Genomic DNA, 17,659 nt, shown 5'->3' with positions numbered 1-17,659 from the left:
TTAGACATTGAGCATGAGGGAAAAGAAAAGCTCGTGTAGGGGTTGAATAGTATTCAACCCTTAGTAATCAATTAAAAGTTTTTAAGTAGATTTTTCGTAGTTTCTGTTGGGTTTTCCGCATTCATAATTTCCCTGACAACTGCTACTCTTTTCGCTCCAGCTTTGATCACATCCCTGATATTATTACCATCGATACCACCAATGGCAAACCATGGGATAGGGGCATTATTTTGCGCATAACGTACATATTCTAATCCTGCGGGTTTTTTTCCTGCTTTGGTAGGGGTTTCGTAAACGGGACCAACTCCAATATAATCAGCACCATCATTGATAGCTTTTGCCATTTCTTGGGGATTAGTGGTGGATTTACCAATAATTTTACCAGAGCCTAGCAGTTGACGGGCTAAACCTACTGGGCAATCTGTCTGCCCTAAATGCACTCCATCGGCATTAACCGCCATTGCTAAGTCTATTCGATCGTTGACGATAAATAAAGCCCCATAGTTATTACATAATTGCCGTAGTTTATAAGCCTCTTTGAGTTTAACTAAATCATCTTGATCTTTGTGACGATATTGTAATAATTTTAAACCTCCTTTCAAGGCAGATTCTACCACTGTAAAAAAGTTATCTACAGGGGAGGTGACTAAATAAAGGTTACATTGTGTTAATAATTTAAGGCGAGATTGTCCGAATAGATTGCTTTCGAGGGTGTAAACTTGGTATCGCATTTGTTTCATGGCGGAGGCAAATTCTCCATCATGCAATTTGGCGTATTCTTCTAGTACTCTTAATGCCTCTTGTACTCGACATAAATTTGCTTGTAATAAGTCGTTTAAACTCTCTCTTTCTTCTTCTTGGGGGTGGGTTAAATCTGTACCGACATCATTGAGGGTATCCCTAGCGGTGCGAAATTCGTCTTTGTGCCAACTGCCCAATTCCTGACGCATTTGTTTGCAACTGGAAGCGTTGTCTTTATCGTTTAAGCCAAAACGACACCATTCTTCGATTATTCTTAAACCTTCTCTAGCTCGATCGAGATTTGCGTCTAAAATACGATAAATTGCTGTTTGTTGATTAACCATGAAATGAATGAGGAATGAAGAATTAACAATTAACAATTAACAATTAACAATTAACAATTAACAATTATTTACTATCAACTATACACTATCAACTATTAACTATCAAATATGGGAATGGTAAAATAAAAGGTTGAGCCGATATTTTCAGACGATTCTACCCAGATTTTACCGCCGTTAGTTTCAATAATTTTTTGACAAATTGCTAAACCAATTCCTGTGCCTGAATATTTTTTTTCAGTATTCACTCTTTCTAACATTTGAAAAATTTTATGATGATTTTCTGCTTTAATACCGATACCGTTATCTTTGATCATAAATAACCAATTATCTTCTTTTTTTTCAATATTTATTTTAATTTGTGGAGTTCGATCGAACGGTATATACTTAATAGCATTACTGATTAAATTTTGCAGTATTTGACTTAAATGAATGGCATTATATAACACTTTTAATGGTTTATTTTTTTCATCTATTTTTAGTTCAATCATTGCTTGAGAATCTTGAATTTGCTTATCTAAAGAATCAAAAATTTGCTTGAAAATTAGTTCGACATCCACTATTTCTTTTTCTATACTTTTTTGATTTACTTGGGCATAAGAGAGAAGACTATCGATTAATTTATTCATTTGCTGACTCGAACTCAGAATAAAATTAAGTAATTTCTGCGATTTTTCTTCTAAGTTTTTTTCTATATGTAAAATTAAATGACTACTAGCTAAAATTGTTTGTAATGGTTGTTTTAAATCATGGGATACTATATGAGCGTAATTTTCTAATTCTTGATTGGATAAGGAGAGTTTTTTGTTTAAAATATTAATCTCTTTTAATCTTTGTTTTCTTTCGATCGCATAGCGTATTGAACGTTGTAAATTATCTAAGTTTATTTCTCCTTTCACTAAATAATCCTGCGCTCCTTCTCTTACGGAAGCTATAGCTGTTATTTCATCATCTAAACCTGTTAGCACTAAAATAGGTATGTCTTGACTGTAATGATAAACAGTTTTTACGGTGTCTAAATTATGGCTATCTGGTAATGATAAATCTAGTAAAATTACATCGAATAATGTTTCTTCTAAAGAGGAAATTGCCTCCCGACAAGTGGTGACGTGAGTGATTTCGATCGAGATATTTTGTAATTTTTGAAACTGTTTTTTTAACAGTATATAATCAGCAAAATTATCCTCAACTAAAAGAATATTTAAAATGTTTAAAGCAGAATTAACCATGATATAATTAATAATTCAATGGATAACGAACAAACTGAAACCAAAAATTATTGATAGCATTAATACATCTATCAAAATCTTGTAAGTCAAGAGGTTTAGTCAAATAACAACTAGCATGGGATTGATAACACTCTAATATATCTTTATCATCATCAGAAGTAGTTAAAATAATCACGGGAATTATTTTGAAATCATTATCTTCTTTGATTTCTTTTAAAACTTCTTTGCCATTTTTTCTTGGTAAATTTAAGTCTAATAAAATTATATCAGGACGAGGTTTATTATTAAATTCCCCCTTTTTCGACAAAAAATCCATAGCTTCAATCCCATCTTTGACAACATGAAGATGAGTTTCATGATTGACTTTTTGAAGCATTTTTTTCATTAATATTATATCTGTACAAGAATCTTCAACTAATAAAATTTCTAAGGGTTTTAATAACATCTATTTTTAAATTATAAAAAATGATAAAGCTCGATAACTATAGATTAAGTTTTGGGAATAGTAAACAAAAATTTTGCTCCTTTACCAATGTCTGATTCTACCCAAATTTTTCCTCCATGACGATTAATAATTTTTTGACATAAGGCTAATCCAATACCTGTGCCTTCATAATGCTCTTGACGATGTAACCTTTGAAAAATAATAAAAATTCTTTCTTTAAATTCAGGTGCAATACCAATACCATTATCCTCCACCGCAAATAACCATTGATTGATTTTATCTTCTACGGTTATATTAATTATTAGGGGTTTTTCACTATGAAATTTTATCGCATTAGAAATTAAATTTTGCCATAATTGAGTGAGTTGAAATTTATCTCCCATAATTAATGGTAATTTTTGATAGTTAATTGTCGCTTTCGTTTCTTCGATCGAAATCTGTAAAATATCTAGCACATCTTTAATAATATCATTAGAATTAACAAAAGAAAATTCTTGTCCTCTTGTTTGTATGCGAGACAAACTTAATAAATCTTTGATTAATTGTTTCATGCGATTAGACGCAGAAGTGATAAAATATAAATATTGTTGACCTTCCTCATCTATTTTGTCGTAATATTCCTCTTTTAATAAGTCTGAAAAACTGCTAATTGTTCTTAATGGTTCTTGTAAATCATGGGAGGCTACATAAGCAAATTCTGCTAATTCTTTATTCGATCGTTGTAATTCTTTATTCTAATTTTCTAACTCTTTTTGCATTTCATAAGTTTCCAGCGCTTTCACAAAAATTGTCGCAATTAATTTAACAAAAACTAGATTAACTCTTTCCCATTTTTTATATTTTTTAATACTATTAAATAGTAAAAAACCCTTCATCGAATTTTCATAAATTAACGGGATAGCAATAGTTGATTTGATTTGATTTTGTTTAATATAAAGATTATCTAATAGGTTATTTTTTTTTTCATTATCTGTATCACTAACATAAACTATCTTTAACTTTTCTAAGTTAGTTAATAATATAGGTAACTCATTATTAATATTAATAGGTTGGGTATTTTCTCCCCAAAAATATTGATTATCATTCAAGTCTTTAAAAGATTTAATTAATAATAAATAACCTTGATCAATATTAAGCACTTTTAATATTTTTTGCAAAGATAGCTTTATATTATTATCTATATTTTCAGAGGAAACTTTGATAAATAAACTAGAGATTTCTGTCACTAACTGCTCTAATTTCATTTTATACTTGAGTCGATCGTTAATTTTTTTTATTTGCAAAGTTCGTTTTTGTACTCTTTCTTCTAATTCTTGATTTAACGTTTTTAACTCTAATTGTGCCACTTGTTTTTCTTGAATGCGAGTCTCTAATTCTTGATTAAGAATCTTCAACTTTTCTGGAGTTGGTAAAGCTAAAGCCAAAGGAATAATCGGGAATAACTCAAAAGCCGTTAACACTGAAACTAATCCTGTTAAACCTTTGATAATTCCTGATAACCAATAGACAGGATACCAAAGAGTAATAATCCCCATAACATGGGTTAAACCACAAAAAAGAATGAAACAACTAAATAGCAAAAAAATGTAAGTAAATGGTACATCATCTCGTTGACGCACAAAATAAATCAACATTAAAGGAATCGAAAAATAAGCCAAACTGATAAATAAATCTGACAATAAGTGTAACCACACCAAAGAAGACTCCAATAGATAACAGTGTCCATGGGGTATATAATGATTGTTAGTAAAAATATTAATAAAGGAGAATAACATTTATTTTTTTATATCTTAAGATTGTTTCTAGTATAAGTTTAATCACGATGAAACTGAGCATAAGATATTTAAAAGTATGATAAAACTATGAAAATTCTTTTAGCTGAAGATGATCAACGCTTAGGACAACTCATTTACGATTATTTATTACCAGAATCAGAAATAGTGGATATTGTTAGTACTGGATTTAATATCGTCGAAAAAATCCAAGAAAAATCCTATGATATTTTAATTTTAGATATGATGTTACCGAAAAAAAACGGTATCGATATTTGTCGAGAATTAAGAAGAAATGGAATTGACATTGCGATTTTATTTATTACTGCACTAAATAACCAAAATGATAAGATAAAAGCTTTTGAATCTGGCGCTGATGATTACTTAATTAAACCCTTTGATTTTGCAGAATTATTAGTAAGAGTAAAGGCATTATTAAGACGAGAAACTAAAGTAAAATCGTCTAATTTAATGTGGCATGATTTAATTTTGATGCCCGAAGAAAAATTAGTTATTTATAATCAAGATCAAATTAATTTAACTCCTACAGAATTTAAAATTTTACAAATATTTTTAACTACTCCTAATAAAGTATTTAGTCCAGAATCTATTATAGGCAAACTTTGGGATATTGATACAACTCCAACCGATAGTACACTAAGAACTCATATTAAATCTTTAAGAAAAAAATTAGAAGAAAAAGGTTTAGAAAAAAACTTTATTGAAACAGTTTATGGCATGGGTTATCGTTTAAAACCCAAATCAGAAAAACTATTTACGGCTGAAAATAAGCAGAAATCTGTTAAGAGAAAAAAAGCTGATAATCAAAAAAATATAGATAAATCAGATACAAAAATTATCGAAACAAAAGAAGATAAGTTAAAACAACTAATTGAACAAATGTGGTTAGATAATCAAGACAGTATTAAACAAGATTGTCAAAATTTATCTGACTATATACAAGGTAAAAATGATAATTTAGATATTGATAAAGCTATACGCATTGCTCATAATTTTGTCGGCTTTTTAGGAAGTATCGGTTTTGAGGAAGCTAGTAAAATTGCTAAAAAAATCGAAAATATTTTCAAAGATAATCGAGATAATTTATATTCTCAAGATATTAAACATACTCTGATGAATTTGTTAAATAATTTACAGAATAATTTATTCTCACAAGATAGAGTTATTAATCAAGAAAATCATGATGACAAACATCTCAATATATTCAATGATGATAAGATCGAAATCTTAGTTATAGATGATGATCTTAAATTAGCTAATAATTTAATTATGTTTATAGATAATCCTCAAGTTAATTTTGTGTTTGTTCATTCGATCGATCGGGGGATAGAATATATAAAAGAAAAGGATTATCATGTAGTTATTTTAGAAACCCAATGGAAGAAAAAAAATCCAAATTTACTAATCAAAATGTTTAATTTATTAGAGGAAAAAGAGGAAATAACCAAAACAATAATTTATAGTAAAAATGATAATTTAGATAATAGATTATATTGTTCAAAATATCCCATCAGTGCGTTTTTAAGTAAAGATAATTCCTTAGAAATTTTATGGAAAAATATCAAAAGCGTTTTGTTAGACAATCAGAAAGAATCTCAAAGTAGTTATAATTACGATATTTTAATCATTGATGATGATATTAGATTTACAGAAGTTTTAAAGGAAAAATTAATTATTAATCAATTACCAGTGAATATTCATATTATTTCTGATAGTGAAATATTTTTAGAAGAAATTAAAAAAATTAAACCACAATTGATTATTCTCGATTTACAAATGCCGAAACTAAATGGATTAGATATATGTAAAATTATTAAAAAAGATTCATTATTAAAATCTATACCGATTATTTTCTTAACGGGTAATTTAGAATCTCATATTATTACTCAGTTTGTGGAGGCGGGTGCTGATGATTTTATCAGTAAATCAAAAATTGATTTGGAATTGTATCCTAGAATTATGACTCATCTAAAAAGAGTTGATTTATCCTTTGGGATTACCTAATTTTGTTACGATACTATGGTTATGGAAAATACAAATTATTCTCAAAAAAGTTTCAGAGTTTTAGTTATTGATGATAGTCAAGAAGTACAACAATTAATAAAAATGTCTTTAGAAATGATCAATCAATGGTCAATTATTAGTGCTGATTCTGGTATAGAAGGATTTAATATAGCATTAAAAGAGGATAATTTAGATTTAATTTTGTTAGATTATTTAATGCCTGAAGATAACGGCGAAGAAACCATTAAAAAGTTATTTTCCATCCCTAAAATTGCTAAAATTCCTGTTATTTTTTTAACGGCACAATCTGATACACAATTTAACTGGAGAAAAATGGGGGCAAAGGGAGTTATTTACAAACCTTTTAACCCCATGAATTTAGGTGATTTAATTGAAGAAATAATGAATGAATATCGTTAAAATGTAACTTCATTTAACCAACGCACCGCATCTTTAGCGTGGTAGGTTAAAATTAAATCCGCACCAGCACGTTTAAAACTGGTTAAAGTTTCAAGGGTAACTTTTTTCTCGTCAATCCATCCATTTAATGCGGCGGCTTTAATCATGGAATATTCTCCCGAAACGTTATAAGCGGCTACGGGTAAATTGGTGATTTCCTTCACACGCCAAATAATGTCCATATAAGATAACGCAGGTTTTACCATCAACATATCTGCACCCTCAGCGATGTCTAATTCTACTTCTTTTAAGGCTTCTAAGGCATTGCCGGGGTTCATTTGGTAGGTGCGTCGATCGCCATGACTAGGGGCTGATTCGGCTGCATCCCGAAAGGGTCCATAATAAGCAGAAGCGTATTTAGCGGCGTAGGAAAGAATGGGAGTATTTTCAAAACCTGCCTCATCCAATGCTTGACGAATAGAGGTAACAAAACCATCCATCATCCCCGAAGGGGCGATAATATCAGCACCTGCTTTTGCTTGAGAAACGGCGGTTTTTTTCAATAATTCTAAGGTAGGATCGTTTAATACTCGCCCTGCTAAGTCTCCTACTTCCAAATAACCACAATGCCCGTGAGGAGTATATTCACAAAGACAGGTATCGGCAATTACAACTAAATCTGGTACGGCTTCTTTGACGGCGGTGGCGGCTTTTTGAACTATGCCACAATCATGCCACGCTCCCGTAGCATCATTATCTTTGTCTGTGGGAATACCGAATAAAATAATCGCTGGAATACCCAAATCATATACTTCTTTGGCTTCTTCGACAATTTTGTCCACAGATAATTGATATACCCCCGGCATAGATACTACTTCTTTGGCGATCGAACTACCGGGTACTGCAAATAAAGGATAAATTAAATCATTAGCGGTTAAAACGGTTTCTTGTACCATGCGTCTAAGTTGTGGATTTTGACGCAAACGGCGAGGACGATTAATAGGAAACATAGTTAATATATTATAAATTGATTAAATAATGGGCATTTCCTTAGTTTAAGGCGATCGCACCCCTCTCTCTAATTCTTAGCAATATTTCGTTACATCAAAAGCATTTGCCATTAATAAGCTAGTTTGTGATGTGGTTAGGGAAAAGGGAAAAGGGAAAAGGGAAAAGGGAAAAGGGAAAAGGGAATAATTAACTTTTCGAGAATTATGTAAGTTAAATGCGTTTTAGCTTAATATATACCCTCAAAACAAATTCCTTCTTTTAAACAATAGTCTAGGGCATTTGGTTCGATCGAAGCACAAAGAAGATTCGCCCCTGATAAATTAGTACCATGAAGCACTGCACCCATTAAATTAGCCTCCTCCATATCCGCCCCCGACAAATCAGCACCACTTAAATTAGTATTGCTCAGATCGGTATTTTGTAAACAAGCCCCGACTAAATTTGTACCTCGTAAATCAGTACCTCGTAAATCAGCGTTAGACAAATCCAAATTAGTTAAAATCGCTCCTCCCAAAAATGCCCCTGCTAAACTAATATCCTGCACTTGTGCCGACAATAAAATAGCACCCCGCAAATCTGCACCCCGCAAATCTGCACCCCGTAAATCTGCTCCTGTTAAGTCTGCACCCCTGAGATTACAACGTAAAATAGCACCCTGTAAATTAGCACCTGTAAGATTTACTCCCATTAATGAGCTACTAGAAAAATTTACCCTTGCTAAATTTCCCCCTGAAAGATTACACCCGTTCAAATTTACTCCTTGTAAATCTTTAATCTCACCAAGGCGAATTTTTGCTAAATCAAAGGTTAAAAGATTAGTCATAATAGGGATAAAAATTAATATATTTTTTTAATGTGACTTATAATTATAAATTAACAACAAAAAAAATTTAGTATATTTGATTGAAAATTTACAATTTTTGATAAAAAAGAAACTCCAAAATTATAGATTTCAAGCTGTAGGGGGTGAACACTGTTCAACCCTTCTAAATCTTTAGGATAAGGGCTAAAGCCCTCACTACAAACCCCCTAAACAGTAAACAAGAAATTCTGATAAGTCACTTTTTGTTTTGATACCTAATTCCTTATGCCACCAACCTTTGAGATTTTGAGGATTTTGCCATAATTGTAGGTGAGAAACTTCGGGAGAACAATAAAAAGCGTTTTTTTCTCCGCCTAAATAACTAAGATGAGTTATATAATCATGGCTAATGCGATAACAGGGAAAATTGGCGATTAAGGGTACACCCCAACCATCAAAAGCTAATAATTTATCTACTTTTCCGCCATTTTTTTCCCATAAATGTCCTGCGATAATTGCTCCTATCACTCCTGCACTAAAGGCGATAAATGTCAAGTTTTTTAAGGAAAATTTATTATATGTTTTTTCGAGATATTGATACAGTTTATAACCATCATAAGGGGAGATTCGGTTATTAGAGAAGGTTCGATCGAAATGAACAAGGATAGTATTATCTTGATTAATATCATTAATAATTGTGGTTAAATAATGATAAAAATTCATAGTTAAATAGGAGGAATGAAAACCAGAGCAAATAATATAAAGTGATGAATCTAATGTCATAGAAAACTCAGTTTAAATAAAAATTTAACTCAATTTTGGTAGAAAATATCATAGTTTTTAACAATAATTGATTTTCTCATCATAAAAAATGCCTAAATTTATTGTCAGAAATTATCTTAAATTACTTTTCTGATCAATGCTCTTCGCTTATCATAGAATTTAGGTATAGACTTATTGGTCAAATTCTATAATTATCAAGATGCAAGACTTCACAGAGGGCAAAACTAAGAAAATCAAAAACCATTGGTTTAATCAATTATTGGCGGATGAATCCCCTCTGCAAAAAATCTTTGATTATCTCCCAGTGGCGATCGCATTTTCAGTTTCTCCTCCTGATTCTCGTATTCTTTACCTCAATTGCAGATTTACTAATTTATTTGGCTATACCATTGAAGATATTCCTAATCTCAATGATTGGTTTTCCTTAGCCTATGAAGACTCTAGTTACCGTGATTTTTGTTCTCATAAATGGATGAGAATGATTGATTCAGCCAAAAAAACCATAGAACAAATAAAACCCCAAGAATTTGAGATTTCTTGCAAAGATGGCTCTATAAAAAATGTTTTGATTGGTGCGAGAGTTCTAGGAAATTTTATTTTATCTTCTTTTGTTGATATAACCCCCATTAAGCAAAAAGAACAGGAATTAAAACAACTTCAAGAAGAATCTCGTCAAATCCTCAACCATGCCCCCATTGCCATTGCCAGTTATAATCTAACAGAAAATCCTGATATAATCTTTACGAATAAACGTTTTCATGAAATTTTTGGTTACGACAAGGAAGAAATACCCAAAGTTTCTAATTGGTTTCAAGAGGCTTACCCTGACGATCAATATCGACAAGAAATATTTAGCAAATGGGAAAACTTGATTGCGAAACAACGGGAAACAGGAAAACTCGAATATTTGCAATGCAAAGTAACGAATAAACAGGGTAAAGTATTAGATATTTTGTTTAGTGCGATCGAACTAGAGAATCAAATCATCGTCACTTGTCAGGATTTAACCCAAATAAAAACCGTTGAATCAGAACTAGAAGAAGCCCGTGAAAGCCTTGCTAAAACTGCTTTAGCTATTACAGAAGCGATTCCAGTGGGAACTTATACTATGGTGAAAAAACCAGAACAACCCCTCGCTTACTTTTCCTTTATGAGTGAGCGTTTTTTGGAATTATGTGGATTAGATCGTCAAGAAGCCGAATCAGATCCCCTTAAGGGCTTTGCCTGTGTACATCCTGAAGACTTTGATGCTTGGGTTGCCCTTAACACGGAAGCATTTGTAAACAAACAACCTTTTTACGGTGAAACCAGACTTATTGTTAATGGGGAAGTGCGTTGGATTACCGCCGAATCCATCCCTAGAGATCTTCCCGATGGTTCAATAGTATGGGAAGGAGTTTTAACAAATATTACTAAAACTAAACGCTATGAACAAGAATTAAAACAAGCACACATTGAAATCTCCCAGATGAATCGTATGTTAGAGGAGAAAGTTCAACAACGTACGATCGAATTAGAAACCAGTCGAGCTAAATTTCAAAGACTCTTAGACGATATAAGTGATAAATTTCTTATTTTTAGTCATACCGATTCTATTCTCACCTATGTTAGTAACAGTATCGAAAAGATTTTTGGTGTAAGTGCTGATGATGTTATCGGCAAATCATGGATTACCCAGATTAATTGGCTTCCTGAATATTTAGAAAAAGGTAACATTGAAATCCGTAGAATGATTGAGCAAAAGAATGATAGTCAAATAGAAATGTGCTTTATCCGTCCCGATGGAGAGCTAAAAACTATTAATGTTTTACAGCATCCCGTTTGGGATCAATCAGGCAAATTAATAGCCATAGAGGGATTAGTAGAAGATATTACTCAAAGTAAACAAGTTCTTACGGCATTAGAAAACAGTGAAGCCAAATATCGTACCTTTATCGAAACAGCTAACGACTTAATCTATAGTATTAATCCTGAAGGTAAGTTTACCTATTTATCTCCCAATACAGAAGATATTCTCGGTTTTGCACCCGAAGAATTAGAAGGGCTAAATTTCCCCGAAGTATTACATCCTGATGATGTTGCCCATTGTCAAGAATTTTTTGCTATCGTGATGGGTGGAGAAAAAAAAAGGGGTTTAGAATATCGAGTTATACATAAAGATGGTTCTTGGCGGTGGCATATCACAAGTGCTTCCCCCCAATTTAACGATCAAGGTGAAGTTATTGCCTTTCTTGGTTTTGCCTATGATATTACGGAACGCAAATTAGCGGAATTAAAACAACAACAACTCAATCAAGAATTAATTAAAGCTAATCGTCTCAAAGATGAATTTTTAGCCATGATGAGTCACGAATTGCGTACCCCCCTTAATGCGATTCTTGGCATGGCAGAAATTCTCCAAGAAAAAATCTATGGAGAGATGAATGTCCAACAAGAAAAAAGTATTAGCACGATCGAAAAAAGCGGAAAACATTTATTATCTCTCATTAACGATATTCTTGATGTCACTAAAATAGAAGCAGGAAAAATTGATCTTCATCTACAAAATGTCAAGGTTAATTCCTTATGCGAATCGAGTTTGGCTTTTATTAATCCTTTGGCACAGAAAAAACAAATTCAACTAAAAATGGTTTTACCCTTTCAAGCACCTAAAATTTATGCCGATGAAAATCGTATTCGTCAAGTTTTACTGAATTTATTAAATAACGCTGTGAAATTTACCCCCGCTCACGGTAAAGTTACATTGGAAGTCATCCCCCCTCCCCCCATTAATAAAGGAGATCAAGCGTCTAATCATCTGCGTTTTGTAGTGAAAGATACAGGCATTGGCATTGCCTCAGAAGATATAGAAAAATTATTTAAGCCTTTTGTGCAGATTGATAGTGCCTTAAATCGACAATATGAGGGTACAGGTTTAGGGTTGGTATTGGTGAAAAAGATTGTGGAATTACACGGCGGTAAAGTTAGTGTCACCAGTGAAGTGGGAGTCGGTAGTTGTTTCACCGTTGACTTACCGATTTCTCTTTCTCAAATTGGTGAGGAAATAAAAGATATGGGTGAGGATAGGGAAGATGAATCTTTAAAATATTCTAATAATCACATTAATATAAAAGAGTTCACGCAGAAAAAACCCTTAATTTTGTTGGCAGAGGATAATTCTGCTAATATCAAAAGTGTTAAAAGTTATTTAGAGGCAAAGGGTTATCATTTAATTATTGCTACTAACGGAGAAGAAGCGATTAATCTTATGGAGTCGGAAAAACCTGATCTGATCATTATGGATATACAAATGCCTAAGTTAAATGGTATTGAAGCTATTAAATCAGTTCGATCGAACCCTTTATTTAAAGATACCCCCATTATTGCCCTCACAGCTTTAGTGAGGGAAGAAGATAAGGAAAAATGCTTAAACGCAGGGGCGAATGAATATTTAAGTAAACCTGTTAGACTCAGACAACTATGGGAAATGATCGATCGTTTCCTAGAAACAAGATAAAGACTAGAGAAAATTTTTATCATTCTAAATTCTCAATTTCTCATCTTTCCACCTGTCTTCTTGTCCACCTGTCTTGTTTTTACCTTACTTGTCTTTTTGTCTTTGGATATTCACTATGTCGTTTTCGTTTCTGTTTCTACCGTCTCATCATCCTTGAATACGGCTTTTAACAAAGGAGGAGCGATAAATGTCGTCGCAATTACCATCACGATAATAGCGGCATCGGTAGCAGGAGATAATGCACCACTAGCTGAACCCACACCAGCAAACACTAATCCTACTTCTCCCCTTGGAATCATCCCTACACCAATGGCTAGTTTATTAATCTTATCTTGTCCCCAGAGAGTAAAGCCTGTAATTACTTTACCGACGATCGCCACCACAATCAAAAAGGAAGCAATAATTAAGCCTTCTCTATTACTAGGGATAGCAGGATTTAAGACACTTAAATCGGTTTTCGCACCGACACAAACAAAGAAAATAGGGACAAAAACATCCGCCACAGGAATAATTTGTTTTTCTAAATCCTTGCGTTTTTCCGTTTCTGCTAACACTAAACCCGCCGCAAAAGCTCCTAAAATCGCTTCTAATTGAATCACATTAGCGATGTAAGCCAAAATAAAGGCAAAAATTAAACCGACAATTAAAATATTGCCTCTGGTTTTCATGTTATTTACCATACTAACTAACCAAGGGCTAATCAAACGCCCAATTAAAATAGTACCAATCAGAAAAGTACCTGCGGCTATTACTAGGTAGATGATTTGACTAACTTGTACTTCCCCTGTTTTGGCTAAACTAGCCACTACTGCTAAGACAATAATTCCTAAAATATCGTCTAATACTGCCGCCCCGATGATAATTTGTCCTTCGGTAGAACTTAATTTACCTAATTCAGCTAATACTTTTGCTGTAATACCAATACTGGTAGCCGTTAGCGCCGCCCCTGCAAATATCGCAGGTACTGTGGGAAGATGAAATAAATAGACTAATCCTAGTGTACCTAAGACAAAAGGCGCAACTACCCCAACTACAGCTACGATCGCAGCCGAAGGACCAACTCTAATTAATTCTTTTAAATCAGACTCTAAACCAATCTCGAAAAGTAAGATAATTACCCCTAATTCCGAGAGAATTTCAATGACTTCACTCATGGTATGAAAAGTCACTTCTTCTGTACCCGGTGCAAGGTTAGCAGTAGTTTGCAATAAGTTGATAATCAGAGAATCTTCAGCCCCTAAACCGCCTTCGGGAAAGACTAATAATTTAAAAGCGGATACTCCAATAATTACACCCCCGACTAACTCCCCTAAAACAGAGGGAAGATTAACACGGGAGCATAATTCACCTCCTATTTTACTAGCGAAATAAATAACAACTAAACTTAATAATACACCTGCTAATATTAATGAAGGATCAGCAGTTTCTGTTTCTGATGCCATTGCTAAAACGGGATAATACCAAGGCATAAATTCTAATTACCTTTTTATCTAAAGTTTTCTTTGTGTTAGTTTAACCTTTAGAGTCAATAATTGATAACTATTAACAATTAGCAATTTACAACTAACCATTAAGAGTAACTTATCGTTACTTAATCGTGTTTAAGGATTTATTTCATCATTACTTTCTCAGTTTTAGCAATTTTTTCTTAAAAAACCAGCATTTTTACCTTAATTCTATTTCAAACGGTTTTGTATAATTTTATATATACAAAATTTATAAATCTTGATTTTTCATTACTTTACCTATTACCTCCCTTCATCACAATACTTTTTGTGCATTTCTTAATTATCATCATAATCTTCGTCAAATAATAATTCTTCAAGAATAAAACTTAATTCTTCTTCTTCCGATTGAAATATCTCGATTTTGCCAAAACTTTTTCTTTCTCCCACAAATAAAATAGGAGTTAAAGGGGTACAAATATTATATTTTTGCTCAAAACTATAAAAACTGGCTAAAAACTGTAATTCTTCAGGTTCAATTTCTGAAGCGTGTTCTTCAATTTCTAAACTTATTATGTTATTCTCTTCTAAAGGAGGTAATTCTCCATGGGCTGTTAAAATAAACCCCGTACGTTTGAGATAAAGGTTTAATTCTCCTAATACAGCTTTCGCATCGTCAAAAATAGCCTCTATTTCGTCACTATCTTCTACCATGACGGTTTCTTCATATTCTTCATCCTCGTCATCGTTGATTTCTTCTGTTAGAATTACGATCGCTAAGTCTATAGGCATTAACAAAACATAGGCTTTACCATCATACTCGATTTCGTTTTCTACATAACAAGAGAGCGATCGCCCTTCTTCATCATAGATAGTGACAATCTCGGTATCATCATATTGCCCACTTTCCGAAGAAAATTGAGAAGAAGACATAATTAATTTTAGTTAGAAACTACATTTCAATTGTTTGTAAGAATCACAATATCATGGTTTGAGATCTTAATAAAGAATTACTTAATAAATAACCTAGTTTACATCAGCTTCGATCGAATAGTGAATAATGAATAATGAATAGTGAATAATGAATAGTTTTTAATTCTTAATTCTGATTTTCCTAGTCTTCAGATTTATTCAGCAAACCCTATATAGACTCTACTTTCAGTTCGATGTAAGAATATCCGACTTAAGTAGGTTTCAGGTATAAAAAACGTTTTGGCTTATTTTTTTTTCGATCGAGACAAATTTTGTTACTATTAATCAGGTAATTTTTAGAGTGAATGTCAAGATATGGCGCTAATTGTCCAAAAATATGGTGGTAGTTCAGTAGGTTCAGTCGATCGAATTAAATCGGTGAGTCAAAGAATATATCGTACTGTCAAGGAAGGAAATCAAGTGGTGGTAGTAGTTTCCGCTATGGGGAAAACTACAGACGGCTTGGTGAAATTAGCCCAAGAAATTTCTAGTAATCCCTGTCGTCGAGAAATGGATATGTTACTCTCTACTGGCGAACAAGTTTCCATTTCTTTGTTGAGTATGGCACTACAGGAGATAGGACAACCAGCCATTTCCTTAACAGGCGCTCAAGTAGGCATCGTTACAGAAGCCAACCACAGCAAAGCCCGAATTTTAGAGATTAAGCCCGATCGAATTAACAGAGAATTACAACAAGGAAAAGTAGTTGTGGTAGCTGGTTTTCAGGGTATCACCAATTTAACTGACTTTGAAATTACTACCCTTGGGAGAGGAGGCTCAGATACTTCCGCCGTAGCCTTAGCCGTAGCCCTTCAAGCGGATTGCTGTGAAATATACACAGATGTACCCGGTATTTTAACCACTGATCCCAGAATTGTACCTTCCGCTAAATTAATGGATGAGATTACTAGCGATGAAATGCTAGAGTTAGCTAGTCTTGGGGCAAAAGTTTTACATCCTCGTGCAGTGGAAATTGCCCGTAATTTTGGCATGGAGTTAGTAGTAAAATCCAGTTGGACTGATGATGCAGGTACAAAAGTTATCTCTCCTCCTGCTCAAGGTAAACCCCTTGTAGGTTTAGAAATTACTAAGGCTGTAGATGCGGTGCAATTTGACTCAGATCAAGCTAAAATAGCCCTTTTGAGGGTTGCCGATCGACCGGGGATAGCGGCGAAACTTTTTGGGGAAATTGCCCGTCAAAATGTCGATGTTGACTTAATCATACAATCCATCCACGAAGGTAATAGTAACGATATTGCCTTTACAGTAGTCAAAGGTGTTTTACCCCATGCCGAATCTGTGGCTATGGCGATCGCCCCTATTTTAGATGAAAACGGCAATACAGACATCTTAGTAGAAAAGAAAATCGCTAAAATTGCTATTGCGGGTGCGGGTATGATTGGAAGACCGGGTATTGCGGCAAAAATGTTCCAATCTTTAGCCTCCGCAGGAGTCAATATTCAGATGATTTCCACCTCTGAGGTTAAGGTTAGTTGTATTGTAGCTCAAGATGAGTTCGATCGAGCCATCAATGCTTTATGTGAGGCATTCGACATCGACTCCTCCAATATCAGCTACCATGAAAAACAAGACAGTACTTTAGTACCAGTTAGGGGGGTTGCCTTAGATCAAAATCAAGCACAATTAGCGATATTATTCGTACCAGATGTACCCGGTATGGCGGCGAAAGTGTTTACCGTGTTATCGGAGGAAAATATCAGCGTTGACATGATTATTCAATCCCAAAGGTGTCGCATTGTCGATGGAATCCCCATGCGTGATATTGCCTTTACCGTAGCGCAACAGGATGCTCAACAGGCAAAAGAAGCCCTTTATCGACTACAATCTGAGATTAAATTCAAAGAGATTAGCGTGGATACCAACATTGCTAAAGTAAGTATAGTTGGTTCGGGCATGGTTGGTTCACCGGGTGTTGCGGCTAAATTTTTTGAGGCTTTGGCAAAAGAAAGCATCAATATCTCTATGATTACCACATCGGAGATTAAAATTAGTTGTGTAGTGGCAGAATCTCAGGGCATTCAAGCCTTAAAAGCGGTACATGAAGCCTTCAGTTTAAGTGGTGACACCACATTAGAAGTACCATCAAAAGAATAATTGACACTCCCACCCATGAATGACAGTGAATAGTGAATAGTGAATAGTGAATAGTGAATAGTGAATAGTGAATAGTGAATAGT

General features: G+C 33.5%; 14 protein-coding genes and 1 pseudogene. 4 read left to right on the top strand and 11 right to left on the bottom strand.

Annotated elements, in window-relative coordinates; genetic code table 11:
* Positions 1-71 precede the first annotated feature (71 nt).
* The 6 genes and pseudogenes from ACN4EE_RS13715 to ACN4EE_RS13690 form a co-directional block, all read right to left on the bottom strand.
* On the bottom strand, positions 72-1,085 hold the full coding sequence (locus ACN4EE_RS13715; RefSeq protein WP_431707019.1) for a thiamine phosphate synthase: 1,014 nt from the start codon (positions 1,083-1,085) through the stop codon (positions 72-74).
* Between the two features lie 95 nt (positions 1,086-1,180).
* Positions 1,181-2,311 (bottom strand): ATP-binding protein, encoded by a 1,131-nt coding sequence (locus tag ACN4EE_RS13710; protein ID WP_431707018.1) that lies wholly within the window; start codon positions 2,309-2,311, stop codon positions 1,181-1,183.
* A 7-nt stretch (positions 2,312-2,318) separates the two neighbouring features.
* A complete protein-coding gene (locus ACN4EE_RS13705) occupies positions 2,319-2,756 on the bottom strand; it encodes a response regulator (RefSeq protein WP_431707017.1) in 438 nt (145 codons plus the stop codon).
* Between the two features lie 44 nt (positions 2,757-2,800).
* A complete protein-coding gene (locus tag ACN4EE_RS13700; protein ID WP_431707029.1) occupies positions 2,801-3,277 on the bottom strand; it encodes a sensor histidine kinase in 477 nt (158 codons plus the stop codon).
* A pseudogene (locus ACN4EE_RS13695) lies at positions 3,272-3,448 on the bottom strand (histidine kinase dimerization/phospho-acceptor domain-containing protein); the annotation flags it as partial. The pseudogene ACN4EE_RS13695 and the gene ACN4EE_RS13700, both read right to left, overlap by 6 nt.
* A 42-nt stretch (positions 3,449-3,490) precedes the next feature.
* Positions 3,491-4,531 carry a GAF domain-containing protein gene (locus ACN4EE_RS13690; protein ID WP_431707016.1) on the bottom strand — a complete coding sequence of 347 codons (1,041 nt, stop codon included), beginning with the start codon at positions 4,529-4,531 and terminating at the stop codon, positions 3,491-3,493.
* A gap of 87 nt (positions 4,532-4,618) precedes the next feature.
* Here ACN4EE_RS13690 and ACN4EE_RS13685 point away from each other — a divergent pair, with 87 nt between their 5' ends.
* A complete protein-coding gene (locus ACN4EE_RS13685; protein WP_431707015.1) occupies positions 4,619-6,553 on the top strand; it encodes a response regulator in 1,935 nt (644 codons plus the stop codon).
* A 21-nt stretch (positions 6,554-6,574) separates the two neighbouring features.
* Positions 6,575-6,973 (top strand): response regulator, encoded by a 399-nt coding sequence (locus ACN4EE_RS13680; protein ID WP_431707014.1) that lies wholly within the window; start codon positions 6,575-6,577, stop codon positions 6,971-6,973.
* Here the strand turns inward: ACN4EE_RS13680 and hemB are convergent.
* From hemB to ACN4EE_RS13665, 3 genes are all read right to left on the bottom strand, one after another.
* On the bottom strand, positions 6,970-7,962 hold the full coding sequence (gene hemB, locus ACN4EE_RS13675) for a porphobilinogen synthase (RefSeq protein WP_431707013.1): 993 nt from the start codon (positions 7,960-7,962) through the stop codon (positions 6,970-6,972). The two genes, ACN4EE_RS13680 and hemB, sit on opposite strands and share 4 nt — an antisense overlap.
* 227 nt (positions 7,963-8,189) lie before the next feature.
* Positions 8,190-8,786 carry a pentapeptide repeat-containing protein gene (locus ACN4EE_RS13670; protein WP_431707012.1) on the bottom strand — a complete coding sequence of 199 codons (597 nt, stop codon included), beginning with the start codon at positions 8,784-8,786 and terminating at the stop codon, positions 8,190-8,192.
* A gap of 195 nt (positions 8,787-8,981) precedes the next feature.
* Positions 8,982-9,548: a hypothetical protein gene (locus tag ACN4EE_RS13665; protein ID WP_431707011.1), complete on the bottom strand. Its 567-nt coding sequence runs from the start codon at positions 9,546-9,548 to the stop codon at positions 8,982-8,984.
* 199 nt (positions 9,549-9,747) lie between these two features.
* Here ACN4EE_RS13665 and ACN4EE_RS13660 point away from each other — a divergent pair, with 199 nt between their 5' ends.
* Entirely contained in the window at positions 9,748-13,044 is a 3,297-nt protein-coding gene (locus ACN4EE_RS13660) for a hybrid sensor histidine kinase/response regulator (RefSeq protein WP_431707010.1), read from the top strand.
* A gap of 113 nt (positions 13,045-13,157) precedes the next feature.
* Here the strand turns inward: ACN4EE_RS13660 and ACN4EE_RS13655 are convergent, their stop codons facing one another.
* Together ACN4EE_RS13655 and ACN4EE_RS13650 are read right to left on the bottom strand one after the other, a co-directional pair.
* Positions 13,158-14,513, bottom strand: a complete 1,356-nt coding sequence (locus ACN4EE_RS13655; RefSeq protein WP_431707009.1) for a cation:proton antiporter — start codon at positions 14,511-14,513, stop codon at positions 13,158-13,160.
* A 315-nt stretch (positions 14,514-14,828) separates the two neighbouring features.
* Positions 14,829-15,422 carry a DUF3727 domain-containing protein gene (locus ACN4EE_RS13650; RefSeq protein ID WP_431707008.1) on the bottom strand — a complete coding sequence of 198 codons (594 nt, stop codon included), beginning with the start codon at positions 15,420-15,422 and terminating at the stop codon, positions 14,829-14,831.
* A gap of 354 nt (positions 15,423-15,776) precedes the next feature.
* Between ACN4EE_RS13650 and ACN4EE_RS13645 the strand changes: the two genes are divergently transcribed.
* Positions 15,777-17,576 (top strand): aspartate kinase, encoded by a 1,800-nt coding sequence (locus ACN4EE_RS13645; protein WP_431707007.1) that lies wholly within the window; start codon positions 15,777-15,779, stop codon positions 17,574-17,576.
* Positions 17,577-17,659 lie beyond the last annotated feature (83 nt).

Origin of the sequence: Geminocystis sp. CENA526, from assembly GCF_050753365.1 — a bacterium.
Lineage (GTDB): Bacteria > Cyanobacteriota > Cyanobacteriia > Cyanobacteriales > Cyanobacteriaceae > Geminocystis.
This window is presented reverse-complemented; position numbering and strand designations above follow the sequence as displayed.